Source organism: Hyalangium sp. (assembly GCF_035629615.1).
Lineage (GTDB): Bacteria > Myxococcota > Myxococcia > Myxococcales > Myxococcaceae > Hyalangium.
On record NZ_DASPHO010000754.1, the window covers coordinates 1 to 24,679 of the forward strand.

The 24,679-nt window shown below is 68.6% G+C and carries 19 protein-coding genes; 8 read left to right on the plus strand and 11 right to left on the minus strand.

Translation table 11 applies throughout. The features are described 5' to 3' along the window. Together VD972_RS37655 and VD972_RS37660 are read right to left on the minus strand one after the other, a co-directional pair. A partial coding sequence (locus VD972_RS37655) for a choice-of-anchor A family protein (RefSeq protein WP_324993653.1) occupies window positions 1–2,442 on the minus strand: 2,442 nt, incomplete at its 3' end. A gap of 466 nt (window positions 2,443–2,908) precedes the next feature. Then, entirely contained in the window at window positions 2,909–4,666 is a 1,758-nt protein-coding gene (locus tag VD972_RS37660) for a M28 family peptidase (RefSeq protein WP_324993654.1), read from the minus strand. A gap of 705 nt (window positions 4,667–5,371) precedes the next feature. Here VD972_RS37660 and VD972_RS37665 point away from each other — a divergent pair. Both VD972_RS37665 and VD972_RS37670 read left to right on the plus strand, forming a co-directional pair. After that, window positions 5,372–5,806 carry a hypothetical protein gene (locus tag VD972_RS37665; RefSeq protein ID WP_324993655.1) on the plus strand — a complete coding sequence of 145 codons (435 nt, stop codon included), beginning with the start codon at window positions 5,372–5,374 and terminating at the stop codon, window positions 5,804–5,806. A 3-nt stretch (window positions 5,807–5,809) separates the two neighbouring features. Beyond that, complete coding sequence (locus tag VD972_RS37670) at window positions 5,810–6,382, plus strand: hypothetical protein (protein WP_324993656.1); 573 nt, start codon at window positions 5,810–5,812, stop codon at window positions 6,380–6,382. A 53-nt stretch (window positions 6,383–6,435) separates the two neighbouring features. Here the strand turns inward: VD972_RS37670 and VD972_RS37675 are convergent, their stop codons facing one another. Then, entirely contained in the window at window positions 6,436–8,628 is a 2,193-nt protein-coding gene (locus VD972_RS37675; RefSeq protein WP_324993657.1) for a PhnD/SsuA/transferrin family substrate-binding protein, read from the minus strand. Between the two features lie 89 nt (window positions 8,629–8,717). Here VD972_RS37675 and VD972_RS37680 point away from each other — a divergent pair, with 89 nt between their 5' ends. From VD972_RS37680 to VD972_RS37690, 3 genes are all read left to right on the plus strand, one after another. Then, window positions 8,718–10,892 carry a TonB-dependent receptor plug domain-containing protein gene (locus tag VD972_RS37680; protein WP_324993658.1) on the plus strand — a complete coding sequence of 725 codons (2,175 nt, stop codon included), beginning with the start codon at window positions 8,718–8,720 and terminating at the stop codon, window positions 10,890–10,892. Continuing rightward, window positions 10,889–11,269, plus strand: coding sequence for a Dickkopf N-terminal cysteine-rich domain-containing protein (locus VD972_RS37685; protein ID WP_324993659.1), 381 nt, complete (start codon window positions 10,889–10,891; stop codon window positions 11,267–11,269). Before VD972_RS37680 ends, VD972_RS37685 begins: the two co-directional genes overlap by 4 nt. A gap of 155 nt (window positions 11,270–11,424) precedes the next feature. Continuing rightward, window positions 11,425–13,104 (plus strand): metallophosphoesterase, encoded by a 1,680-nt coding sequence (locus tag VD972_RS37690; protein ID WP_324993671.1) that lies wholly within the window; start codon window positions 11,425–11,427, stop codon window positions 13,102–13,104. A gap of 3 nt (window positions 13,105–13,107) precedes the next feature. Here the strand turns inward: VD972_RS37690 and tesB are convergent, their stop codons facing one another. The 8 genes from tesB to VD972_RS37730 all read right to left on the minus strand — a co-directional run bounded on the left by tesB (window position 13,108) and on the right by VD972_RS37730 (window position 21,697). Next, entirely contained in the window at window positions 13,108–13,977 is an 870-nt protein-coding gene (tesB, locus tag VD972_RS37695) for an acyl-CoA thioesterase II (RefSeq protein ID WP_324993660.1), read from the minus strand. Window positions 13,978–14,097: 120 nt separating this feature from the next. Then, a complete protein-coding gene (locus VD972_RS37700; protein WP_324993661.1) occupies window positions 14,098–14,700 on the minus strand; it encodes a hypothetical protein in 603 nt (200 codons plus the stop codon). Window positions 14,701–14,807: 107 nt separating this feature from the next. Then, the gene (locus VD972_RS37705) at window positions 14,808–16,640 is read right to left on the minus strand and encodes an ArnT family glycosyltransferase (protein WP_324993662.1); all 1,833 of its coding nucleotides are present in this window, start codon (window positions 16,638–16,640) and stop codon (window positions 14,808–14,810) included. Continuing rightward, a complete protein-coding gene (locus tag VD972_RS37710; protein ID WP_324993663.1) occupies window positions 16,640–17,587 on the minus strand; it encodes a hypothetical protein in 948 nt (315 codons plus the stop codon). Before VD972_RS37710 ends, VD972_RS37705 begins: the two co-directional genes overlap by 1 nt. Beyond that, window positions 17,574–18,086, minus strand: a complete 513-nt coding sequence (locus tag VD972_RS37715) for a hypothetical protein (protein WP_324993664.1) — start codon at window positions 18,084–18,086, stop codon at window positions 17,574–17,576. The genes VD972_RS37710 and VD972_RS37715 overlap by 14 nt, the downstream gene beginning before the upstream one ends. A 66-nt stretch (window positions 18,087–18,152) precedes the next feature. Beyond that, on the minus strand, window positions 18,153–19,094 hold the full coding sequence (locus VD972_RS37720; protein WP_324993665.1) for a CarD family transcriptional regulator: 942 nt from the start codon (window positions 19,092–19,094) through the stop codon (window positions 18,153–18,155). Between the two features lie 72 nt (window positions 19,095–19,166). Further along, complete coding sequence (locus tag VD972_RS37725; RefSeq protein WP_324993666.1) at window positions 19,167–19,367, minus strand: hypothetical protein; 201 nt, start codon at window positions 19,365–19,367, stop codon at window positions 19,167–19,169. A 131-nt stretch (window positions 19,368–19,498) separates the two neighbouring features. Next, on the minus strand, window positions 19,499–21,697 hold the full coding sequence (locus VD972_RS37730; RefSeq protein WP_324993667.1) for a serine/threonine-protein kinase: 2,199 nt from the start codon (window positions 21,695–21,697) through the stop codon (window positions 19,499–19,501). 118 nt (window positions 21,698–21,815) lie between these two features. On the opposite strand from VD972_RS37730, the gene VD972_RS37735 reads away from it, so the two are divergent. The 3 genes from VD972_RS37735 to VD972_RS37745 form a co-directional block, all read left to right on the plus strand. Next, complete coding sequence (locus tag VD972_RS37735) at window positions 21,816–22,808, plus strand: App1 family protein (protein WP_324993668.1); 993 nt, start codon at window positions 21,816–21,818, stop codon at window positions 22,806–22,808. Further along, window positions 22,805–23,605 (plus strand): hypothetical protein, encoded by an 801-nt coding sequence (locus tag VD972_RS37740; RefSeq protein WP_324993669.1) that lies wholly within the window; start codon window positions 22,805–22,807, stop codon window positions 23,603–23,605. The genes VD972_RS37735 and VD972_RS37740 overlap by 4 nt, the downstream gene beginning before the upstream one ends. A gap of 131 nt (window positions 23,606–23,736) precedes the next feature. Next, the coding region (locus VD972_RS37745) for an acyl-CoA dehydrogenase family protein (protein WP_324993670.1) at window positions 23,737–24,679 on the plus strand (943 nt) is incomplete at its 3' end.

The window sequence follows — 24,679 nt, forward strand, 5'->3', positions numbered from 1 at the left end:
TGCCAGCACCGTGCCCCAGAAGCCGAAGCCTTGGGCGTTGATGGCGGTGGTGTCCACGAAGTTGAAGAGCACGCCGTGCTGGTCGATGCCGCCGCTGAAGTGGATGCCGAAGCCGGTGAAGGTGGCCGAGGCGCCGCGGATGTTGACCACCACCAGGGCGCCAGCGGGCGCGTGGATGGACAGCAGCTTGGCACCGGTGAAGGCGCTGGCGCTCACGTCGAAGACGTTCATGCTCGCGCCCGTGCCGCGCAGCATGATGCCTCCCCAGCTCTCGCGCCGCGTCGAGCCGTTGGCCGGCATGCTGGCCAGCTGCGAGGACAGGCTGCGCAGCGCGGCGAACCGGGCTGCGAAGTCGATGGGCGTGCCCCGCGCCACGGTGCCCCGTGGGTAGATGACGCTCGGGTCGGCGCTGTAGCTGCCCCCGTAGAAGGCGTTCCCCCAGACGGCGCCACGTGAGAGCGTGAGGTTGCCGCCGGCCACCAGGGTGTTGGAGATGTTCGTGTCCGCCAGCCCGGTGCCCACGGCGAAGTTCGTCATCGTGATGTTGCCGCCCGCGGCCACCTTGCCCACCACATCGTGGCCCCCGGTGTAGTCCTCGAGGAGGAACAGGTTGTAGTCGCCCAGGTGGAGATCCAGGCAGGTGCCGCAGGGCCCCACCGTGAGCGGACGTACCGCGGTGGCGACGTGGCCCGCAGGGTCCACCACGCGGTAGGAGACGGTGTACTGGCCAGGGCGGGATGGGTCGAGGTCGCTGGTGGAGGTGATGCGCGCGGTCAGATCACCGGCGCAGATGTCGTTGGCCGTGGCGCCCGGGTCTATATAGGGCGCGCCGTTGCACTCGATGACGGACGGCCCGGGGCGCACCTGGAGCTGAGGTGCCAGGGTGTCGGACACGGTCACCGTCCTCGTCACGGGCGTGGCCGCGTTGCCGGATGCGTCCGTGGCCCCGTAGCTCAGCGAGTAGGTGGCGGGGACGCCCAGGTTCACCGAGCCGGTCGTCACGGAGGGCAGCGGGCCCTGGCACACGTCGCTCGCGGTGGCCCCCGGGTCGTCGTACCTGGCACCCGCCACGCACTCCAGCGACTGGCTCGCCGGACCGTTGAGGGCCACCGTCGGCGGCACGTGATCCACCACCGTGACAATGCCCGTGCATGAGGAGGACTGGCCTGCCCGGTCCGTGCACGTCAGCGTCACCGTCGTGTTGCCGATGGCGTACGGGCCTGTCGGGCTCTGCGTGCAGCCCACCAGATCGTTGTCCTGATCATAGGAGCCGCGGTCGATGCCGGCATCCTGGCTGCAGGAGTACTCCGCCACCACCGTCACGTCCTGACAGAGCGCCGTCGGCGGGCTGCCGGACCGCGGGAGGTTGGGGATCTTGCAGAACGAGGTGCACGTGCCGAGGGAGCCGTCTGTCTTGCGGCCGTTGTCGACTCCCTCATCGCACTCTTCGCCAGAGTTCCTGTTCACCTCACCATCGCCACACCAGTGGTTGCGGCATGAGTACGAGCAGGTCTGCTCTGCCCGCTGACCCTTGAACGCGGCCTGGCCATTGAGGCTGTCACCCATGTCGCACTCCTGGAACGACGGGACGCGATCGGGGTCGCCGCCGCAGCCGGCCCCCAGCGGCTCGGCGCCGTGCACGAGGGCGTAGGGCGTGCCGACGAAGTCCCGGCTCGCTTCGAAGTCCGGATAGGGACGCTCGCCGGGGATCCTTCCTCCCGTGGAGCTCATCGCCAGCGCTGCGAACGAGAAGTTACGCTCCGGGTAGGTGGTGAACACCGAGCGTGCCACGCACCCAGCGCCTCGGAGCATCGAGTCGGTGATGGAGCTCGAGAGCAGACCGTTGTGCATCTGGATCATGTGCCCGGAGTCGGCGCAGCCTGGCACTCCCTGCACCTTGAAGGTGCCGAACGGCTCCAGCAGCGGGACCGGGGTGTTGGGAGTTGCGCTCTGGTAGGCACAGCCCAGCGCGATGTACATGCCGGTACGCCGCTGCGCCGAGTTGAGGACGAACTCGATCGCGTTCTCCACCAGCTGGGGCGTGGTGTTGGTGGTCGGGTCGGTGCTGAGGACAGCCACGTCGCCATCGACGATGGCACCCCAGATGGTGCGGTTGTCCACGGCCGCCTGGAACGCCGCCGCCCCGTTCTGGCACGACGCATCGCCGATGATGAGGGCGCGGTACGCCTTGAACTGCGCGGCCGTCATCGCTCGCCACTGCTCTGGCGTCACCACGTCGATCTGAGTGGTGGGATGGTTGGCCCGCACGGCCAGGGCCTCGCGACTGGTGGCTCCGCCGTTCACGCTGCTGCCCAGGATCAGCACCTTGTTGGTGCTGTTCACTGGCTGGTGGGACGCGCTCATGGCGGGCAGCGCAGGCTCGAGCGCTGCTTCCCCAGAGGTGTCACCACAGGCCAGCGCTGACAGCGCAGCGACCAGCAAGAAGCCTCTCCCCACGGATCTCAGAGTCATCTGGCATACCCCCTATGAACAGACCTCGGCACACCCGTTTGAGCCCCCCAAGGCGCCAGCACTCCGGGAGGTCCTCAAGCCAGGAATTCGCTCCCATCGGGAGCGGGAGGGAAAAGTTGTTTCCCCCGTGCAAGGCCGCAACCCCGCGCGAGCGCACTGTGTTGGGAGGTAGGCGGCTCGGAGAGATCCACGCGGTTCTCTGTTGAACCGGGATCACCTCCTCCCTCTTGCGCTCGTCTCCGAGATCAGTGGAGGACACCGGGCACGTGGAGGCCGCGCCAGAGCAGGCAGGCAGGCGAGGCATGTCGAGGCGGAAGGCGGCCTCGGCTTCGGGTGACACCGGTCTGACGGCTCATCGGGGTGGCGCCGTAGCGCCACGTTCGTGACGTGAAGCCCTCGGCCTGGGGCATTCAGGAAGTGGCCGAGGACCGCGCTCCTACCACTCGAAGCTGGCCGCGCCCGGCGCCTGCTGCTGGGAGGCCAGCTTGATGACGTTGATCATCAGGTCCTTCACCCGGCGTGGCTTGTTGCCGCCGTTGTCACGGATGATCTTGTCGATGTCATCTTCCGGCTGGTGGTACTCCGGGATCAGGCCGCCGCCGCCGTTGGGGTTGGAGAGCCCCTCGAACATGAAGAGCACGTCCTCGCCCTTGCGAGTGAAGACGGCGCCGTCCTGCCGGTCGCGGTACTGGTTGATGTCCTGGTTGAGCTTGTCGAACGGATCGGCCATCTGCTGGTTCGCCTGGCCCACGACGTCCCGGAAGTAGGTGGCCTGGCCGCGCGAGTTGGTGTCGATGAGCGAGAGCCGCTGGTCATCCCACCGGCCCACCATGTCCATGTTGATGACGCCGGTGATCTCCTTCAGCCCCAGGCCAGGAATGGGGTTGTCCACGAAGTACTGCGAGCCAACCAGCCCCTTCTCCTCGGCCCCCGTCCACAGGAACAGCACCGAGCGATCCAGCTCGCCGCGCTTCTGTGCCTCGACGAGCTCCGGGATGGAGGCCATCAGCACCCCGCTCCCCGAGGCGTTGTCGTCCGCGCCGTTGAAGACGACCCCGCCGCGGCCCGTGCCGACGTGATCCAGGTGGGCCATCACCACGATGACCTCGTCCTTGTTCGGCCCGGTGCCCGGCAGCAGCGCCATGGTGTTCTGCGCCATGGGGCCCGCGTCGGACACCTGTCGCAGCTGCTCCACGCTCATCGGCCCCGACCGTGGCGCCAGCGGCGCGCCGGCGGCCTTCACCGTCTCCTCGTACTTGCGGGTGAGCAGCTCCCGGGTCTCCGTGGGCATGCCCTCGTTCAGGTAGAAGCCCTCGTCGAAGATCTGGTGGCCGAACTCCTTGTGCTCCGCGTGCTCACTCGCGGCACCCTGCGCGCCCCCGCGAGCCTCGCCTGCGAAGGAGAACACCTGGAACGGCTGCTGGTACGGGTTGCTCGGGTTGTGGGTGTTGGGGCCGCTCAGGCCGTACTTCTTGGCGAACTCCTGGACGTAGGCCGAGGCGGCGCTCAGGCCATCCGAGGGGCTGTCCCGGCCTGCCAGCTCGTCCGAGGCCAGGTACGTGATGTGCTTCATCGGATCCGAGTCATCCGAGGCGGGAGGAGGCGGCTGCTCGCCCTTGGGGGTGATGGTCAGCCCCCAGCTGTTGAGCGTGCCGGTGTCCTGGCGGGCCGTGTCCTTCACGGTGAGCGTCCAGGTGCCGGCGGCCTGCTCGCCCGCGAAGGCGGAGAGGTCGAAGGAGCCCTTGAGATCGTCCGCGCTGCCGCCCTGCTTGTCGGAGATGACGGCGCTCTTGCCCGAGGGGCTGGTCAGCGAGACGACGAGATCGCCGCGGTAGGAGTGCTGGAGGTCCAGGTCGAGCTTCAGCGAGTCCACCGTCGCGTCCCCGGAGAAGGACAGGGTGGAGGTGACGGTCTGGTTGTCCTGGATGGGAGCGCGAGGGGTGACGCTCTGGCTGATGGGAGCACCTGCGGCCGGGGTGGCGGCACGGGGGCTCTGGGGCAGCGGAGCGCCGCTGAGTGCCACGTGCTGACGGGAGGCGGGAGTGCTCTCGAACCGGTCATTCGCCCACGGGGAGGCCTGGGCCTCCGGGCTGGGCGGCTGCGCTGCCGCTCCCGTCGCGCGGTTCTGCTGGGCCGTGAGAGGCTCCTGCCGAGAGCTAACTGGCTGAAATCTCTCGGAAACTCTCGTGGCCATGGCGCGGACTCCAGATGTGAGGGTGTGTACGACTAGGTTATCGTGGGTAGTCGCGTGTAGGTTGCGTGCCGCACTGAACTTTTCCGCGAGGCGGATCATGAGTGCACACCGGGCCGTTTGTCCACGAGCACCTGGAGGGCTTCCGGGGTGGTCTCCGCGAAACCTTCCGCGATGATGGGCCCTAGGGTGCTGTGCCATCCGGGTTCTTTCCTCAGGCTGAGAACTACTAAGATACTGCCCTCGGGAGAATGAAAGGATTCGTCTCGAGGGTTGGCGGTTTTCCCCGAAGACATCATCCACGACATGGAGGTGCCAGGGACGCATGGCCTCTTCGTCATAAGAGGTGCATCGACACCGACTGCTCGTGGCGGAGGAACCCGCCGCTATCTGCCCAGCATGACTCCTAGAGCGAGATTCCTGCCAGCACTCCTCATTGCCGCGCTGATGGCCTGCGCCCCGGCCAAGCCCCCGCCAGGAGTCGTGCGCTTCACCCCTGACTCCTTTCCACTGAGCATCGAGGGGCCCATGCCAGACTTTGGTCCCTTCACTTCCTATCGGGATGCGCTCATGGAGGCATGCCCGCTGATCCTGTCTCAACCCCGCGCCACGGCAGGCCGTAGGGACGACCAGAATTTTGCCGTGAGATGGCGTGTCTCAACAGAATACTGCGCATGGCTCTACCATACACCTCAGGAAACTTATGAGATGAGCATGCTCATGGAGAGCTCGGATGCCGTGCCACCAGACAGCCATGGGGAGCGTGGATGCAGGATCCCGGCTTTCGTGCACGACAGGCGCTATCCACAACACGCGCTCAAGCACCTCTACGTCCTTCACAATCATCCGGCTGCACCTACTCATATCTCCCTGAAGGATATCCGCGCTGTCGTCGCCGCGGCCAAGATCCATGGCAGATTCATGGAGACACATGAGGGGCGGATTCCAGTCGGCGTCGTTGCGTTTTTCGCGAACTCGTATGAGCCCACGTCTCCCTCATGTGATGGTTTTTTTGAATACACATGGGGAAGCACTGACGTCGTGAGGTGGACTCCTGATGAACAGGGAGCCTGGAGCGGAGAGAAGGTGGGTACGGTGACGTGGAAGAGCGAAACCGAGTTCGACTTTGAGCCAGGCGGCTAGAAAATGAGCGCGAGACTTTTCTCTCTTGCAGCAACAGTCATGCTCGTCGGCTGCCCACTCGCTCCCGGCCTACCCCCAGTGCCTCGAGGAGACGACAGATCCATTGTCTTCCCGCAATTCTTTGGTCATGCGCCTGTTGTCATTGGGAGCGATGAAAAGCCGTATGAGCTGGATGGTTCGCTTTTAAGAGCTGTTGTGCTCGTCGCTAATGACTTTCGACCGCCCACCAAAGAGAAACAGCCTTGCTGGGCCAGCCAACAGGCACTGCGCTATCGCATCATCCGTCAAGGAAACATCATCTTCGTCAGGGTTGATGAGGACCCTGAGCTCTGCGGGATGCAATACATTTCCTTGGATACTGGAGCCAGTTATGCCATCAGCAGCAGTGGCCAGATCCTCCGGCGCATCCTGGATATGGAGCCCTACGAATCTCCACAGGATGGGGGAGTCTTCGCACAGGATGGGGGAGTCATCGTCGGGCCACTCGTCGCGCCTGCCTCCATCGCGTCCACTCCAGATGCAGGCAAGGCCGATCACCGGCTTCCAGATGAAGGCAATCAACCCAGTAGGGAGTGAGCTGACGCGAGGCAGGAGTGCTCTCGAAGTCGTAATTTGTCCACGGAGAGGACTTACTCTCGAGGCGGACGGCTGACGTCCGGGCTTCCCGCCAGCGGGAGGGTGACGGTGAAGCGGGTGCCTACGCCGGCCTGGCTCTCCGCGCTCAAGGAGCCTCCCAGGCTCAGGACGATGGCGTGGCTCACCGACAGTCCCATGCCCACGCTGCTGGGCAGGGCGGTGAAGGAGGGCTCGAAGAGGCGCGCGAGCACCTCGGCTGTCATCCCCGCGCCGGTGTCCTGGATCTCGATGACCACCTCCCCCGCCGAACCGGTGCGGGTGGCCACGCGCAGCACGTTGCGCGCCTCGCCCTGCTCGGACATGGCCTGCACCGCGTGGAGCACCAGGTTGAGGAACACCTGCCCGAGCCGCGCCTCGTCCGTCTCCACGGGCGGTACGGGCTGGAAGTCCTTCTCCAGCCGGGCGCGGTGGCGCAGCTCGCCCCGGATCAGCTTCAGGGTGTTCTCCAGCACCGCATGCACGCTCACCCGCGCCCGGTACCGAGCCGGCTCACGCGTGAGCACGTGCAGATCCTGGACGATCGTCTTCAGCCCCTCCGCGCCCTCCAGGGCCTCGCCCAGCGCGTTGAGGATCTCATCGATCTCCGAGCGAGCCATGTCTCCCTTGCCGGTGGTGAGGTGCTCCTGGAGCCGGGCCACCTCCTCGCGCGCGAAGGAGAGGTTGGCCATCAGCCAGGCCAGAGGGTTGTTCATCTGGTGGCCCACTCGCGCCGCCAGCGAGCCCAGGGAGGCCATGCGATCGGCGTGCATCAGGCTCGACTCCACCTGCTTGCGCGCCGTCACGTCCTTGGCGAAGACCCGGAGGTTCTCGTTGTCCTGCATGGCGGTGATCGCCAGCTCCCAGTAGCGGCCCGCCAGGTGCACCACCGGGGGCGCTTCGTTGGGCACGGCTCGCTGGATGGACGCGAGCGCGGTCTCCACCAGCGGGTGGCCAGGACCCTGCGCCAGCAGGTCCGGGAAGGCGGCATGCGCGGTGGGGTTGGCGTAGCGCAGGGTGCCGCCCAGCTCCAGCTCCATCATGGGATCGGGGTGGAGGAGCGGGAACGAGGCCAGCCGGTACACCTCGCCGTCCAGCGAGCTCGACTCGGTGATGTCGCGCACCAGCAGGGAGATCCCTCGCGACACCTCCCCGGAAGAGGCCGGACGGGGCATGGCCTGGACGGCGTACAGGTGCGTCTTGCCCTCGAGCTCCATGAGGTATTCGTGCCGGCCGCCCACACCGCTGATCTGGACGGCTCGTGCCAGCGTCTCCAGACGCTCCGCTGCTTCCGTGGGGAGCACCTCCCTCAGCGTGCGCCCGCCCGCCTCATGGACTGCCTGGCCAAAGGCCCTGCCGGTCGAGGACCACAAGTGCTGGCAACATCCTCGAGCGTCCAGCTCCACCACGACGTGCTCCACGGAGTGGGAGGTGGGCAGGGGCTGGGACTGCACCTGCCCAGTACCCTGCACGAGGGCGAACCCCTCGATGTTGAACAGGCCGAGCAGCGGCTCCATCCCGCTGCCGTCATGGAGCATCCCGGTGAGCACGGAGATCAGGACGGCGGCGTCCTCCTCCGCCAGGCGGGAGGTGAGGATGATTCCATCGGAGAGGGTAGGGCCGGAGACGGCGAAGCACTTGAGCCGGCACTCGTCGGCACCGATGCGGTCAGCCATGTGGGCGCGGATGGTGTGCTCGTCCGGGTGGGTCGTGTATTGGGCCGTGAAGTCCGCTTCCCCCGAGAGCACCACGAGCAGGGCCTTGCGATAGCTCCCGTAGAAGCGCTGCTCGGAGAAGAGCTCCGAGGGAGACAGCCCCTGCGTCTCCAGGTAGCGCCTGGGCAGCAGGTAGCCTCCCGTGGAGAGGGGCGCCACCCAGGCGGCGCGTGTGCCTCTCAGTCGCTCCAGGGTCAGGGGCGCGTCAGCCCGGCAGACGAGGGCGGCATGGTAGTGCCAGCGGCCGGCCCGGACTGCGCGAAGCACGGCGCGCGCCTGAGGCTCGAACTGGTCGCACTGCTCGGCGGTGGCCCAGGCCATGTCCACCCGGCCCGCTGCCAGCTCCTGAACCACCTCCTCGTAGGTACGAGCCACCTCGACGATGACGGGCCGCCCCAGCCGCTGGGAGAGCACCCTGCCAAAGAGATCGGCCCGCACGTGCTCCCGAACGACGCCATTGGTCGGGTAGAGCAGGAATCGGATGGGAGGGCTCATTGGGGTTCGAGTGGATAGGTAACCGCGTTGCCTGGGCGAGGGGAAGCGGTGTCGCCTCCGGTTGCTATACCGATTGCGTGAAACTTCGAGTGTCCCGACGAGTCGTGCTCCTCGTGCTCTTCGCCCAACCGCCTGCGCACGCGTCCCAGGTTCTACCGGCGCCTCCGCCTGTCACGGACGAAGCTCCTGCCGAGAGCCCACAGGCCGAGACGGTGGTGACGGCGACACACACGCCTCGCCGGGCCGAGGAGGCGCCACGGGCGGTGACGGTCGTCAGCCGGGAGGAGCTCGCGCGCAGACCGGCGCGCACCACTCCCGAGGCGCTCGCCGAGCAGGAAGGCGTCTTCCTCCAGAAGACGAACCCCGCCGGGGGGGCTCCCATCGTCCGGGGACTCTATGGGCAGCACCTCCTGCTGCTGGTTGACGGCGTGCGCTTGAACAATGCCACGGTGCGCTCCGGGCCCAACCAGTACCTCAATACAGTGGATCCGTTCCTCATTGAACAGATTGAGCTCGTGCGCGGTCCAGGCTCCGTGCTCCATGGCTCCGACGCGCTCGGTGGCGTGGTCAACGTGCGAACGTTCTGGCCCCGCTTCTCATCGGAGCCGACGCCGGTGGGACAGCTCCGGGCCCAGGCAGGCAGCGCGGACCAGAGCCTTCAGGGGCATGTGCGGGCGGGCCTCTCGCTGATGAACACGGCCGTGGCCGTCGGGGTGACGCTGCGGGACTTCAATGATGTGCGAGGCGGAGCACTCGTGGGGCGGCAGCGCTACACGGCCTACGAGGAGGGCGATGTCGCGCTCAAGCTGCGCCACCGGGTGACTCCGAGCATGCAGCTTGCCGTCCAGTACCAAGGAGTGCGGCAGTTCGATGCGCCGCGGCTGGATCGCTCGGTCCCTGGGGACTTCCGCCGCTTCACCCAGCAGCAGCGGGATTTCTTCCAAGGGCGGCTGGAGCGCTCCCGCGCCGCCGACGGGCTGCTGCGGCGCTGGACGGTGGAGTTGAGTGCTCACCGCCAGAGTGAACAGGTTGACCGCTTCCGCGTCACCCGCGATCGCGTCGAGCGCGACGCGGCCAATGTGTGGACGCTGGGCCTGCGGGCCGAAGGCGAGCTCTCACCCATCGAGCTTCTGCCGCTGCGGCCCTCGCTCATCATGGGCCTGGATCTCTTCCACGATCGGGCGACGAGCAGCGCCGCGCGCAGCCCGCTGTCGGAGCAGGAGCGCTTTGTCCTCCGAGCGGAGGATGCCCGCTATCCGGGGGCACCCACGGCGCTCTCCGCGGGGCTGTTTGGCCTGCTGGCGAGTGACGAGCGGGCCCCCTTCTCCTGGCACCTGGGCGGTCGCCTGCAGCTCCACCGCACTCACCTGCCAGAGGACTCGCGGCTTGCGGAGCTGTTCGCCTCCGCTGTCTCGCCACCTCCGGTGTTGGCAGAGGACACGGTGAGCGCCGTGGGCGTGGCGGCGGAGCTCGGAGTCCAGCACCGGCTCGCTCCGGGGCTCTCGCTCCTCGCCAACCTGGGCTCGGGGTTCCGGGCGCCGAACATCGATGACTACCTGCGCCTGGGAGCTGAAGGGCCTGGCTTCCTCATCCCCGGGCGGGATCTGCGGACCGAGCAGTCCTACACGGGGGAGCTCGGCTTGCGCGCCCGGCGCGAGGACTTTAGCGCCGAGCTCTTCTACGCATACACCGTGATCCGGGGACTGGTAGGGAACGTGCCCACGACCCTCATCGGCGAGACGCGGACTCCCGAGAGTGTTCCCTACCTCGCCCGTCAGAACCGGGACAGCGCCCGGATCCACGCGCTGGAGGGAGCCGTGGTCTTCCGGGCCCTCCCTGAGCTCACCCTGGCCAGCCACGCCACATGGACCCTCACCCGCCAGAGGCGGCGTGATCTCACCGTGCCAGGCGAGCCGCTCATCCTCGAGCCGCTCTCCCGGACCCCACCCCTCAACGGGCTGGTCCGGATCACCCTGGCTCCGAGGGAGGCCCTTTTCTTCGAGGCGGTGGCCCGCTGGGCGCTCGCGCAGCACGAGCTGTCCGCGGCGGACCGGCTCGACGTGCGTACCTGCGCGGAAGTCCCCGAGTGCCAAGGCACACCGGGTTTTGTCGGGTTCCACCTGCGTGCGGGAGTGCAGTGGAGCCCGCATTGGCGCCTGTCCGGCACGCTGCAGAACCTCCTGGACTCCACCTACCGGACGCATGGATCCGGCGTGGAAGAGGCTGGACGCTCCGTGGTGCTCGCGGTGGAGGCAACGCTGTGAGGCGCGTCAGGCTGTGGGGGTGGCTGGCGGCCTTGGCGGCCCTGCTCGCTGGCTGCGGTACCAGCCTGGGCGAGCGCTGCGGCAGGGACTCGGACTGCGCCAGCGGGTTTATCTGTGCCAGGCCGGTTAGGGACGAGGGCCCTGCAGCCTCGGGGGTGTGTGATTACCCCCTCCGCGAGAGGGATGAGCCCTGCACGGTGGCTGCTGAGTGTGCGCAGTCGCTCACGTGCTCCAACCACTTTGCCGAGGGTGATCGCTACGGGACGTGCGTGCCACGTCGTGAGGACGGGAGCACGTGCTTTGCCGACCGGGACTGTGAGAGCGAGCACTGCGAGGGCGCTTCAGGCACGGCGCTGGATGGCACCTGCGCGCCCTGAAGGGGCGGCGTCGATGCTCCTACAGTAGGTTCTGCTGTCGGCAAGCTCAGGCTACCCGTCAGGGGATTGACCCCTGGGCGGTGCTGGGTGACGTTCAAACCCCTGTGACGACTCCGGAGAGCGGTACCGCTACAAACCCCCAGCGCCACGCGGGCATGGTGCGCTGGCTCCATCCCGCGCAGTTCATCCGCACCAGCATGGACGCCATCGTCGCGGCCGTGTTCGGGGCCCGCGCTGATCAGCGGCTCGTTGAGTCCGTGGTGCGGCCCCAGGAGCCTTACTTCGACTACTCGCAGGTCGAGGACGGGGAGGGCAGCTTCTGGCTGGACTACGTCGCGGACACCGGGGACGGCTGGGACCCCACCTACTGCATCGCCCGGCTGCTGGCCCTGCCGACGCTGGAGACAGGGACTCCGGGCGGGAAGCGCTACGCCACCCAGCGGGGACGGGTCCTTATCTTCGGAGGAGACGAGGTCTACCCCGGAGCCAGCCGGGACACCTATGAGGAGCGGCTGATCCAGCCCTACGAGGCGGCCATGCGCCGCTCGCACCCGCCAAGCCCGGACCTGTTCGTCATTCCCGGCAACCACGACTGGTACGACGGACTGTCGTCCTTCATCCGTCTGTTCTGCGCCCACCGTTGGGTGGCGGGCCGGCGCACGCGCCAGAGCCGCAGCTACTTCGCCCTCAAGCTGCCGCAGGACTGGTGGCTGCTGGGCACGGACGTCCAACTCGACAACGACATCGATGTGCCCCAGGTGGAGTACTTCCGCTCGGTGGCGGCGCTCATGGGGCCGAAGGACCGCGTCATCCTCTGCAACGCGGAGCCCGCATGGGTCCGCGCCACTGCTGGCAAGCGCAGCCGAGGCTACCTGGAGAGCAACCTCGAGTACCTGCAGGAGAAGGTGCTCGGCAAGCGCATCAGCGTGTTCATCGCGGGGGATCTCCACCACTACCGGCGCCACGAGGATCCCGAGGGGCGGCAGAAGATCACCGCGGGCGGTGGGGGCGCCTTCCTGCACCCCACCCATGCCCCCCCAGCGAAGGAGCTGCTGGACGGCTACGTGGAGAAGAAGAGCTTCCCGGACGAGAAGACCTCCCGAAAGCTGGCGCGCAAGAACCTCCTGCTCATCCGCTACAGCCCTCTCTTCGGGCTCATCACCGGCACGCTGTACCTGCTGCTGGCGCTGGCGGCCTACTCGGAGGTGGGCCACCTGGGGCTCTCACGGATCCTGGAGGTGCTGGCCGCGGTGGGGCACGCCATGGTGCTGCGGCCGCTGTCGCTCGTGCTGGGCGTGGCCACCCTGGGGGGCATGGCCGCCTTCGCGGATGTGGCGTTTGGCCGATGGCGGCTGCTCGCGGGCGGGCTGCACGGGATGGCCCACATCACGGCCGCCTTCTTCTGTGCCTGGGGGGCTACCTACTTCACCGTCACCGTGCTGGGCCTCTGCCCGGAGCTGGCGCCCAATGGGCTCACCTGCACGGCGGGGTGGCTGCACCTGGCCGGCAAGTTCTTGCTGAACACGCTCCTGACCTTCGCGCTCGGCTTCCTCGTGGGGCCCTTCGTGACGGGCACCTACCTCTGGATCAGCGTCAACGGCTTCCTGGCCCACTCGAACGAGGCGTTTGGATCCCTGGCGCTGCCGGACTGGAAGAACTTCCTGCGCCTGCGCATTGACCCGGACGGCAGCCTCACCCTCTTCCCCGTGGGAGTCGAGCGCGTGCCGCGGAAGTGGAAGAAGACGCACGCGGGGCCCTATGCGCCCGCGTACGAGCCCGACGATCCGAAGGCCACCGAGCCCGCCCTCATCGAGGAGCCCTTCCGGATCAGCTGAGCGTCACTTCTCAGGCGCGCGCTGGCGGACGAGGCCTTCCTGGGACACGGAGGCCACCAGGCGGCCGTCGCGGGTGAAGATCCGCCCGTGCGCCAGGGCGCGCGCGTTGCCCGCCCAGGGGCTCTCCATGGCGTACAGGAGCCAGTCGTTCATGCGCAGGCTGCCGTGGAACCAGAGCGCGTGATCGAGGCTGGCGATCTGCAAGTCCGGCTGCATGACGCTCAGGCCATGCGGCAACAGCCCCGTGCTGATGAGGTTGAAGTCCGAGGCGTAGGCCAGCACGTACCTGTGCACCTGCGGATCCTCCGGCAGCTCGCCGTTGGCCCGGAACCACACGTACTTGGTGGGCTCGATGGGGGAGGGCGCGAACAGATCCCTGGGCGCCACGGGCCGCATCTCGATGGGCTTGTCGCCCAGGAACTTCTCGCGCACCCGCTCGGGCATGCGGTCGGCGTGCCGGCGCAGCAGGTCGATGTCCGTGGGCAGCCCCTCCGGTCCAGGGACCTGGGGCATCGGCGCCTGGTGGGAGACGCCAGGCTCCTCGCCCTGGAAGGACGCCATCATCGTGAAGATGGGCTGCCCCTTCTGGACGGCCACCACGCGCCGGGTGGTGAAGCTGCCGCCGTCGCGCACGCGGTCCACCGTGTAGACCACGGGCAGGCTCACATCCCCGGTGCGCAGGAAGTAGCTGTGCAGCGAGTGCACATGACGGTCGGACACCACCGTCTTGCTGGCGGCCGACAGCGCCTGGCCCAGCACCTGGCCGCCGAACAACCGCCGGAAGCCGAGATCCTGGCTGCGTCCGCGGAACAGGTTCTCTTCAATGGGCTCAAGCTCGAGCAGCGCCAGCAGGTCCTCTAGGACTCGACTCATGTCTTTGCCTCACCTCGGGGGCATGGCGCGGACGGCTACCACGTCTCGCGGTGCCCACACACCCGGTAACTTCTGAGAGGCGAGGGGCGCTGGAGCCCTGTTTGGCGCTCGGCGCCTCCCTCAGGTGCCAGCGTCGCCCGGAGGCGTGCCGCCATCCACCTCTTCCGGGGCGCCACCCATCATCTCCTCGGAGCCCTCCGGGTCAGCGGCTCCAGCGGCACCGTTCGCGCCTTCCGCCACCTCACCGGCGGGAGTCACGACGCCGCCGGTGATGGGCGCTTCACCCGCCTCGGGGGAGAACTCCAACATCTCCACGAAGGCCTGGCCGGGTAGGCGGAAGTCCATGCCCGTCAGCCGCTCCCGGCCCTGGAGCTCGAAGAGCTGCTGCGCCACCGAGCCTGCCTGGACGCGCTGATCCGAGAAGATGATGTAGACCTTCACCGGCCCTTCCTGCGCCGGCACCCGGAAGCTCGTGTTGGCCACGGGCCGGCCCGCATCGCACTTGAGGGAGCGGTTCTCCCGCGTCATCGTGAGCTGCCGGATGATGCCCTTCTGCGACACCGTGTAGACCAGGCAGTAAGGGAGCTGCCCCTCGTTGGGGACGATCTCCATCGTGGTGCCGCTCACCTTGCGGAGCTCCGCGCGAGATGACGGCCCCTTGCTGTCCTTGGTACAGCCAGCACCCAGCGCCACCACCGCCACGGCCCATAGCCACCGCGTCATGTGCCCCTCCCTGAGGTGTGGAACTTCCGGGTTCAGCCTACCCTGGACGTTGCCCCCAAGGGAGTTGGCTGCGTCTCCTGGCGAACGTTGGCCGAGGAGCTGTCCTCTCAAGGACGTTGGTAGACGACAATCTGTGGCGTCTCGTCCAGGTAGAGCCCCGTCGCCGGCGTGCGCGTGCCGAACGCCTGCCAGACGTTGAGCTCGTGCTCGCGGAACTCCTGGTGGTACTGGTAGGCGACGATGTCGGCATCTGACGGGCTCCACGCCGCCTGCAGATCCCGCCGCAGCATCCCATTGTCCTGGTAGTGCTGGAACGAGTAGCCCGTCACCTCGTGCAGGTAGACGCGCGCGTGGGGCTTCGCGTGCTCGTTGATCCACGGCAGCACGCCCGTCACGTGGCTGGACCAGAACTGGCGCTGCATGCCCAGCGAGGCCGCTCCCGGAACGCCTCCCGCCAGCTCCGAGTAGAAGGCCGTCCCATATGGCCACACGCGCACCAGCCCGAGGAGCGCCGGCGCCATGAGCAGCGCGAACACGGGCACCGCCACCGCCGCGAAGGGCAGGGTGGGGCGGCGGGCTCGCAGCTGCTCCACCAGCGCCGCGCAGCCGCTCACCACCGCCATCCCCGCGAGGATGCCCAGGAAGGGCATGGAGGGCAGCCAGTGCTTCACCCCGCCGAAGTGCGGCACCCGGGGGTGGCTGATGATGGCGATGGACGCCACCGCGTTCACCCCCACGAGCAGCTCGGTGATGCTGGGACGGCGGACCCACTCGCGCGTGCGCGGCGGGAGGCTCAGCAGCGCGCGGCCCACCACCGTGAGCCAGCCGAGCACCATGGGCACGAAGAGGCTCGTGGGCACCGTGAGCGCCGTCTTCATCACCACGTAGCCCAGCGGGAATGGTGGGCTGCGCATGAGGTCGCCCAGGTAGAACCAGGCGTAGTGATCGTGCCGGGCGTGGAAGGTCAGGTACCAGGCCACCCGCTCCACCGGGTGGTGCCAGAGGTAGGGCCAGTGCAGGTAGAAGAGGATCGGCCCGAGCACCGCCATGGTCGCCACCGGGAGCAGGGCCCGCGCGGTGGGCTCGTGCACGCGGTACAGCTCGCGCAGCACCCAGAAGGTGCCCACGGCCAGCCCCACGAAGAGCAGGGTGTGCGGGCTTAGGAGGATGAACTTCCGCTGGAAGCCCGCCGGGCCCAGGGCCACGAAGAGCAGCAGGTAGAGCACCGTCACCGCGGCGAACAGGCCCACGAAGCGCCAGGCCCCGTCGCGCGCCGCGGGCACGGCCTTGCTCTCCTGCCACGCGCGCCACAGGGCGAAGGGGACGAGCACGAAGGGCAGGAAGAGCGCGTTGTGCTTGGTGCAGATGGCCAGCCCGAAGGCCACTCCGCACACCAGGCCCCAGCGCCGGGACTCCATCGCCCGCCAGAAGGTGTAGACGACGAGCAGCCACATCGCCGCCACCGGCATGTCGAAGCACGCCAGCTCCGCGTTGAAGAGGTGGCGCGGCACGAGCAGGAAGGAGAGGGCGGCGAAGAGGCCCGCGGCGCGCCCGAAGACGGCGCTGCCCAGCAGGAAGGTGAGCGCCGGCACCAGCGCCGCCATCGCCAGCGCGGGCAGCCGGAAGGCCGTCGCCGGGCGCAGCCATCCCAGGGTCTGGTGGAACAGCAGGTGCGACAGCCCGAAGAGCTCCTTCATCAGCGCTGGGTGCTCGTGGTTGACGTCCCACGCGCCGACGATGGCCGCGTCCTTCAGGGCCGTCATGGGCTGCGTGAAGAGGCGCCGGAACCAGCCCGCGTAGCTCTCCGCGGCGGTGAAGTAGATGCCCTCATCGCGCACAAAGCCCACGGCGCGCTCGACGAGCAGGAAGGCGATGAAGGCCAGCGCCCACAGCCCCACGGCGATGAGCCGCTCCTCGCGGGTCGCGGGCCGCCCCCCCATCACGCACCCTCCCCAGGAGCCCCGAGCGCGACCACGTCCAGGCACAGGTGGCGCAGCTCCGGGTTGGTCGCCTGGGACCAGATCTTCACCGTGCGCGGCTCGCCCGGCGGGAGCGAGCGCTCCGCCTTCTGCACTCCCGGCACGCCCTGCGGCACCACCACGTCCAGCAGCCGCTCACCGCTCTTCGCATCGTCCACGCCCATGTGGATGTTGCTCAAGTGGGAGCGGTTGAAGGTGTTCTCGAAGGTGATGCCTCCCTCGAGCCGGAGCCCCATCCCGCTCGGCACCCCGTCGAGCTCCACGACCAGCCGGTCCGGGCCGCCGGGAGGGTGCATCCACAGGCAGCGGCGTGGCTCGTAGTAGAGCTCATGCCACTCCGGGGCCACGTAGAGGTGTGAAGGCCCCTGGCAGCGGTGGGCTCGGCCATCGAAGGGGCAGGGCCGCCGTGTGCCGTCTGGAGACTCCACGTAGACGCGGGCGCGGGCGTACGCTTCAGAGGCGACGAAGCGGTGCGGCCGGTAGCGGCCATTCGTGTAGAGCGTGAGCGTGAGGTTCCCCGCCTGGAAGGGCTGCCCGACTGTGGTGCGGCCCGGGAGGAAGGCCTTGCGGAAGCCCTCCTCGCCCGTCCCTGGCAGCTGCGGCTGGCCCAGCACCCAGATGCGCGGGTGAGCCGTCAGGTTGTCACGGTCCGAGCCGAAGTAGCCGACCACCGGTACCTCGGGCGGCAGGTACAGCCGGGCGCGCTCTGTCCACCAGGGGAAGAGGAGCACCACGTCCCCCGGGCGCTGCTCCGCCTTCAGCCGTTCGCTGACCGCGCCATAGTCCGCCGCCGAGGGGAGCCGTCCTGGCAGCCGCGCGTAGAAGAGCAGGCACAGCAGAGCAACGAGGACGAACACCCCGAGCCCGATCAGGGGGAGCGCTTGGAGGAAGGACCTAGGACTTCGCAAGGCGGATCTTCTGCTCGCTCTTCTCGCGGCAGAAGGTGCAGAAGGTGGCCTCGCCCGCGGCGAACGAGGGCGTCCACGGTGGATACATCGAGCACCGCGGATCCAGGCAGTGGTGCAGCTCCCACAGGTGGCCCAGCTGGTGGAGCGCGTGCCGGGCCACCGGCTTGTACCCCACCTCCAGATCCTTGTACCCGTGGCTGGTGATGATCGCCTTGTCCTTGCCGAACCGCGCGAAGCCATTCGTCGGCGCCGTGCCGCTTGGCAGCTCCCGATCCTTCAGCTTCCGGGATGTCAGGTAGAGCACCTTGTCGTCCTTGTAGGCCCGTATGCCCTTCACCGCGTCCAGCACCTTTTCGGCGTCCAACGGCTCGGGCAGGCCCGCGGGCAGCTCGAACTGGCCGGAGTGCTCGCTGCCCACGCCGAACGCCGTGTAGAGCGTCCGGCTGAACTTGGCCAGCTGCTTGTCATCGTACGAGTCCAGCGTCACCACGCGAATCACGGAGCATCACCTCGGCGGCAAGGTCCTCGCCCGGCGGGTACGTGCCCGCCATGCGGCCGGCGCTACTTACTCGGTCTCACCCTCGGGCTTCTTCTTCGGAGGACGGCCGCGCTTCTTCGGAGCCGCGGGCGCCGCAGCCTCACCCTCGGGCTTCGGCTTGGGCGGACGGCCCCGCTTCTTCGGCACCGCCGGAGCAGCCGCGGCCTCACCCTCGGGCTTCGGCTTGGGAGGACGACCGCGCTTGCGCTTCGGGGCCTCTCCCTCCGCTCCCTCCTCAGAGGGCTCGGCCTTCGCGGCCTTCTTGCTAGCCGCGGGAGCCTCCTCGTCGCCCTCTTCCTCGGAGCCCTCCTCGCCGCCAGCCTCCTCCTCCTCGGCTGGGGCCTCCTCCTCGTCCGGTGGCAGCTCCAGGTCGCCGTCGAGCCCCAGCAGGGACCCATCCAGCCCCAGATCCTCCTCGTCCCCCTCGCCCCGCGGCTTGAACTCGGCCGCGGTGCGCTTGGGCCGCTCGCGGCCCGGCGGGAAGAGGACGAGGTCCACCGAGTCCTCGGCGTTGACCTCGGGGATGTTGAGCGCGGCGGCCACCTCGGACACCAGCAGGTGGCGCGCGTTGTCGTAGAGCTCGCGCTCCTTGGTGGGCAGCGGCCGCAGCTCGCTGAGCACCTGCAGGCCCTTCACCACCTCGGCCAGCCCGAGGATCCCTCCCTGGGTCATCCGGTCCACATTGGTGCGGGCGCGCTGCTTCCAGTCCAGGTCGGCCTTGTCGCTGTCCGAGCGGAGGAACGAGTAGATCTCCGATACCTCCTCGGCCGAGGCCACCTTGCGCACACCAATGGCGGTCACCTTGGCCTGAGGCACCATCACCACCGCGCCATCTTCTTCCCGGCGCATGGTGACGAAGGTCAGCTTCTGGCCGGCGACCTCCTTCACGTCAATGGCCGTGACGAGGCAGACCCCTTGGTTGGGGTACACCACCCGGTTACCAACCGCGAGCTGGAGTCCTTCTGGCATGTCCCCCTCGTGGGCGAGAGCAACGAGCGCAGACGCCGGTCGTAGCACCGCGCAGCGCCGCACGCTACGACATTACCGGCCGATTGCCGCCGTGCTTTCTTCCGAACGGTGGCCTGCCAGCACTTCTTGCATCACCTCATGCAGCCGGGCGTCCACCCGGGCCTCGACCTCAGCATCGGTCGGCTCCTGGGCCGGTTGCAGGGCTGCCTGCGAGGACCACCCCGCTGCCGCCACCGCCGTCCCGAGCACCATGAGCGTGAGCCACTTCTTCATGTGATGCCTCCCAGTCGCACCCGCCGGAGGCGGGCCTCATGCACGACAGGGTAGGGAAGGCGCTCGGGTGATCAATTTTTCGGCTACAGAATGCTCCACATTGCTACAGGGAGCCACACGCCTCCCAGGGGTCAGCAGCCCCGGGGGTGAGGGCCGGCCATGGGGACGACCTCCACGGAGAGCGCACCGGCGTTGTCCTCCAGATCCTCGTCCGGGAAGGTGAAGCGCAGCCAGGACACGCCGGTGAAGCGGGTGGCCTGGCCCAGCTCCACCACCCGTGCGGGCCCGGGCTTCCACGGCTGGCCCTCCTCCGCGCCGCACCCGCCGTCCTGGAGGACGAGGACGCGGCCCACCGCCTCTGCCTGGATGCCCCGGGTGCGCGCGGGCCGGCCCATGTCGCGCAGGCGCACCTGATAGGTGGCGGAGGGATCCAGCCCGCGCAGGGTGAAGCTCTCCTCGGGGCGGGGCGACAGCGCGTGCTTGCGAGCGTCCACCATCACGGTGGCGCCGGTGCCGCTCGCCGTCTCGCGCACGTGCACCTGGAGGCTGCCCGTGGGGCCCTGCCTGGAGGTCTCCGGCACGAAGAGGTAGAGCGCGAAGGCGTTGCTCACCCGCAGCTCCTGGGGACCCAGCAGGCCGAAGGACTTCCGGGCCGGGAGCGCCGCGCCGCCCTCCAGGTAGTAGACGACGGTGTCGAGGGCGGCCCCCGAGGCCAGCCCCTGCACCAGGGTGCCCTCGGTGCGCAGAGAGTAGGTCCGCGAGGGATCCAGGCGCAGCCGCGCCGCGGAGGAGGGAGGGACGAGGAAGGCATGCTGTGCCGCCCGTACCTCGAAGGTGGGCAGGGGGAAGGTCCCCTCATGGGGCACCTGCGAGGCCGGGACGGGAGCGGAGCCGGCCGTGAGGGACTGCCGGGCAGCTCGCGGGCTCTCGGGGCGGAGGTTGGCGCGGACGGCCAGGGTGGCACCCTCGTCGGCGCGGACGCGCTGGCTCCAGGACTCCATGCCGATGGCGTGCACTTCGATCAGGTGCTCGCGATCCGCGGGCAGGGGGATGGTGGTGGGGGTGTGATCCATGAGGAGCAGCCCGTCCACCCAGACCGAGGCGCCCTGGGGCGTGGAGGTGAGCTCCACCGAGAACGTCTTGGTGTCTTCTCCCGTGAGGATGAGCACGGAGGCCAGGAGCGCGGCGACCACGGGAGTGCCGAACAGCACGAAGGAGGCGGGCGACAGCCGCTTGCGCGGAGGCTCCGGGCTCTCCGGAAGAGCTGGCAGGGCCGGCAGCGAGCGAGGGGTGGTGCGGGGGCGAGGCGGCTCCACCGGCAGCAGCCGGCCCCACTGCTCGAGCTGGGCCAGGAATTCCGGAGGGAGCCGCACCGGGCGCCCCTCCGCCACCAGCTCCGACTCGAAGAGGTAGCCCATCAAGTGGGACAGGGCGCTGGCGGGGAAGTCCGGCACCGCGGTGTGCAGGTACGTCTCCAGCGCCTCGCCGAAGGCCTCCGCCGAGGGGTAGCGACGCTCTCGCTCCACCGCCATGGCGGTGAGCAGGATGCGCTCCAGCTCGGGGGGCAAGCCCGGGTTGACGGCGCGCGGGGGCGAGAAGTCGCCGCGGGCGATGCGCTGCAGCACCTCCATCCGCTCCCCCTGCCAGGGAAGCTGCCCGCAGAGCAGCTCGTAGAGCACCACGCCCGCGGCGAAGATGTCCGCGCGCGCATCCAGCTCGCGGCCCAGCGCCTGCTCCGGCGCGAAGTAGAGGTACTTGCCCTGGGCTGCCGTGGCCTCTGTCTCGCCACTGCTGGCCAGCCGCGCCCGGGCGATGCCGAAGTCCACCAGCTTGACCTGGCCCTCGTAGCCGAGCAGGACGTTCTGGGGGCTGACGTCCCGGTGGACGATGTTGAGCGGCCGTCCGCTCTCGTCGAGCCGGTTGTGGGCGTACGCCAGGCCCCGGAGCATCTCTGTGGCGACCTGCAGGGCCAGCGGCACCGGGAGCACCGGCAGATCCTTGTCCCTGGCCCGCCGCAGCACCTTGGACAGTGGCTGGCCGTGCACCCACTCCAGGGCGAGGTAGTACTCGCCGTCCACCTCGCCGAAGTCGAAGACCTGGGAGATGTTGCCGTGGCTCAGGCCCGCGGCGATGCGCGCCTCGTTGATGAACATGGAGACGAAGGCGGGGTTGCCGGCGAAGGAGGGGAGGATCTTCTTGATGACCACCTGCTTGGTCACCCCGGCCGCGGCCGTCATGCGCGCGAGATAGATCTCCGACATCCCGCCCACCGCGATGCGGTCGAGCAGCAGGTACTTACCGAACTCCTGTCCCCCGGCGGGCAGCAGCACGTTTCGTCTCGGCTCCTTGCGGCAGGCTCCGCTCAGCGCTCGCCTCACTGCATGCCTTCGCGCGGAGCCGGCAGAAGCTATCATGCGAACCTGACCGTCCTGTCCTGAGAGATCTCGCTTGAACTCGCCTGCCCGCTTCCTTGCTGTAGCCCTGCTGCTCGTCTCCTCTGCCGCGCTGGCGGGCCCCGCCCTCCTGCTCTTCCCAGCCTTGGGACGGCCCGACGGGGTGTTCCTCCAGGGCCGAGTGCTGAAGGAGGCCCCCTCCCGCGGCAGCTCTGTGTTCTCGCGCAACCTGCGCCGGCTCGCCGCGCCCAACTGGGAGGGAGCGAAGGTCGAGATCGCCTTCCAGGGCCTGACCACCACCGTGACGAGCGGGGACGATGGGAACTTCGAGGTGAATCTCCAGCCGCGCCAGGGCGCCACGTTCCCCACAGGGTTCTCCCTGGCGGAGGTGAAGGTGGTCGGCGCGAGCGCCCGGGTGCGAGTGGAGGTCGTGCCTGACACCGCCCCGTTCCTGGTCATCTCCGACTTCGATGACACGCTGGCCATCACCCAGGTGGTGAAGCCGGCGAAGCTGATGGAGTCCGCGCTCCTGAAGGACTCGGACACGCAGGAGGTGGTGCCCGGCATGGCGGCCTTCTATGGGTGCATGAAGACCCCGGGGGCGCCAGCGTTCGCCCTGGTGAGCGGCTCGCCCGTCCAGTACGTGCCGCGTGTGCACACCTTCCTCAGCCGGCATGGCTTCCCGTCGTTCGGGATGTACCTGAGGGATCTCGGCCCGGGGACGCTGTCCAACTACAAGCAGCCCGCCATCCGCCGGCTGCTGGGCCAGTTCCCCCATCCGGTGGTGCTGGTGGGGGACTCGGGAGAGAAGGATCCGGAGATCTACGAGCAGATCCGCGAGGAGTTCCCCCAGCGGGTGAAGGCCATCTACATCCGGGACGCGGGCCGCACCGAGGACACGAGCCGCTTCGCGGACATGGTCCTCTTCAAGGAGGCGAGCGAGGCCGCCGGGCACGCCGTGAAGAACGGACTTGCCGACGCCGCCTGTGTCTCCGCGGCGTTCTCCGCGCCTGCGCCTGCGCCGACCGTGGAGAAGACGGCTCCATGAGGAGGCCGGGGCCAGGGGTGCTCCTGGCGGCGCTGGTGCTGGCGGCCGGGTGCCGGGAGGAGAAGCCAGCCGAGCCGCTCACGTCGCTGGCGCCCCCACCGCTGGCCCCGCTTGCCGCCGACCCGACGGACGCGGGAGGAGGGGAGGACTCCCTGTTCCACGTCACGCCCGCGCAGGTGTACGGCGAGGAGGTACCGGCGTTGGCGCTGAGGCTGGAGCTGGCGGGGGAGGCAGTGCGGTTCGGCGAGGAGCGCTTCTCGCCGGCCCGGCCCGGAGAGATCGCGCGGCTGGCCGAGGGGGTGAAGGGGAAGGTCGTGCTGGTGGTGCCGGACGCGGACACCTTCTTCGCGCAGACCTCCGAGCTGCTGGAGGCGCTGAGGGACTCGGCGAGTGAGGTGTGGCTGAGGCACCCGGATGCGGCGGTGGCCTATCGGCTCGTGCTGAGGGACGAGGAGGGCTTCCGCGCGTGGCTGGCGGAGGTGGCGCCCGGCAAGCTGCGCATCATCCAGCGCTCGGATGGCTTCGAGCTGAGCACCAGCGTGGGGAAGCTGCCAGGGGGAGATCCCAACGGGCCCTCTGTCCCCGTGCGAGGTGGCAAGCAGGACATCGCCACGCTGCGCAAGGGGCTGGCGCGGCTCAAGGGGCGCTTCAAGACGGCCGAGGACATCTGCCTGGTGCCCTCGTTCGGCACGGAGCTGGCGCAGGCGGCCCGGGCGCTGAGCGGCGTGTACACCGCGCCGGGCGAGCCCCTGTTCGACACGCTCTGTCTGATCTACCCCAACCCTCCCCGACGCTGAGGCAGGAATAGGGGCGAGGGCCCTGCTGCCTGGCGCCCACTACCGGCATGGCGCGTCGCGCCATACCTTGCCTGCACGGCCAGTTTTCCCTGCGTGCAGGCGGGGGTGCGCGCGCCCTGGGGAGGTACCAGATGGATGCCGTTGTCGAGACTTCGCAGTCCGCCGAGCTGCCTGCGGGAGGTGCCTTCCTCCTCGAGGAGGTGGGCTCGCGGCGCATCATGACCCCGGAGCTGTTCACGGAGGAGCAGCGCCTGTACTTGAAGACAGCGCTGCAGTTCAGCCGTGAGCAGGTGCTCCCCCAGGCCAAGCGCATCGAGTCCAAGGACAACGCGCTGCTGCGGGAGCTGCTTCGCCGCGCGGGCGAGCTGGGCCTGCTGATGATTGACATCCCGGAGGCCTACGGGGGGCTCGGGCTGGACAAGACGACCTCCCTGTTGATCGCCGAGGCCATGAGCCTGATGTCCTCCTGGTCTGTCACGTTCAGCGCACACACGGGCATTGGCACGCTGCCCATCGTCTGGTTCGGCAACGAGGCGCAGAAGGCGAAGTACCTGCCCAAGCTGGCCACCGGTGAGTGGGTGGCCGCGTACGCCCTGACGGAGCAGGGCAGTGGCAGCGACGCGCTGGGTGCGAAGACGAAGGCGGTGCTGTCGCCGGATGGCCTGCACTACATCCTCAACGGCTCCAAGCTCTACATCACCAACGCGGCCTTCGCGGACGTGTACGTGGTCTTCGCCAAGGTGGACGGGGACCGATTCACGGGCTTCATCGTGGAGCGGGACACGCCCGGGTTCACGGTGGGGCCCGAGGAGCACAAGATGGGCATCCGCGGCTCCTCCACGTGCCCGCTCTTCTTCGAGGACGCGCGAGTCCCGGTGGAGAACGTGCTGGGGGAGATTGGCCGTGGGCACAAGATCGCTTTCAACATCCTCAACTACGGCCGGCTCAAGCTGGGCGCGGCGGTGCTCGGGGGGATGAAGCTCCAACTCGAGAACGCGCTGAGGTTTGCCCAGGAGCGCAAGCAGTTCGGCACGTCCATCGCGCGCTTCCCGCTCACCCGCGAGAAGTTCGCGC

Coding starts and splice junctions, on each gene's coding strand:
- VD972_RS37690 (WP_324993671.1), top strand. CDS start 11,425: ATGGTGCGCTGGCTCCATCCCGCGCAGTTCATCCGCACCAGCATGGAC.
- VD972_RS37740 (WP_324993669.1), top strand. CDS start 22,805: ATGAGGAGGCCGGGGCCAGGGGTGCTCCTGGCGGCGCTGGTGCTGGCG.
- VD972_RS37720 (WP_324993665.1), bottom strand. CDS start 19,094: ATGCCAGAAGGACTCCAGCTCGCGGTTGGTAACCGGGTGGTGTACCCC.
- VD972_RS37700 (WP_324993661.1), bottom strand. CDS start 14,700: ATGACGCGGTGGCTATGGGCCGTGGCGGTGGTGGCGCTGGGTGCTGGC.
- VD972_RS37675 (WP_324993657.1), bottom strand. CDS start 8,628: ATGAGCCCTCCCATCCGATTCCTGCTCTACCCGACCAATGGCGTCGTT.
- VD972_RS37705 (WP_324993662.1), bottom strand. CDS start 16,640: ATGGGGGGGCGGCCCGCGACCCGCGAGGAGCGGCTCATCGCCGTGGGG.
- tesB (WP_324993660.1), bottom strand. CDS start 13,977: ATGAGTCGAGTCCTAGAGGACCTGCTGGCGCTGCTCGAGCTTGAGCCC.
- VD972_RS37725 (WP_324993666.1), bottom strand. CDS start 19,367: ATGAAGAAGTGGCTCACGCTCATGGTGCTCGGGACGGCGGTGGCGGCA.
- VD972_RS37670 (WP_324993656.1), top strand. CDS start 5,810: ATGAGCGCGAGACTTTTCTCTCTTGCAGCAACAGTCATGCTCGTCGGC.
- VD972_RS37660 (WP_324993654.1), bottom strand. CDS start 4,666: ATGGCCACGAGAGTTTCCGAGAGATTTCAGCCAGTTAGCTCTCGGCAG.
- VD972_RS37665 (WP_324993655.1), top strand. CDS start 5,372: ATGAGCATGCTCATGGAGAGCTCGGATGCCGTGCCACCAGACAGCCAT.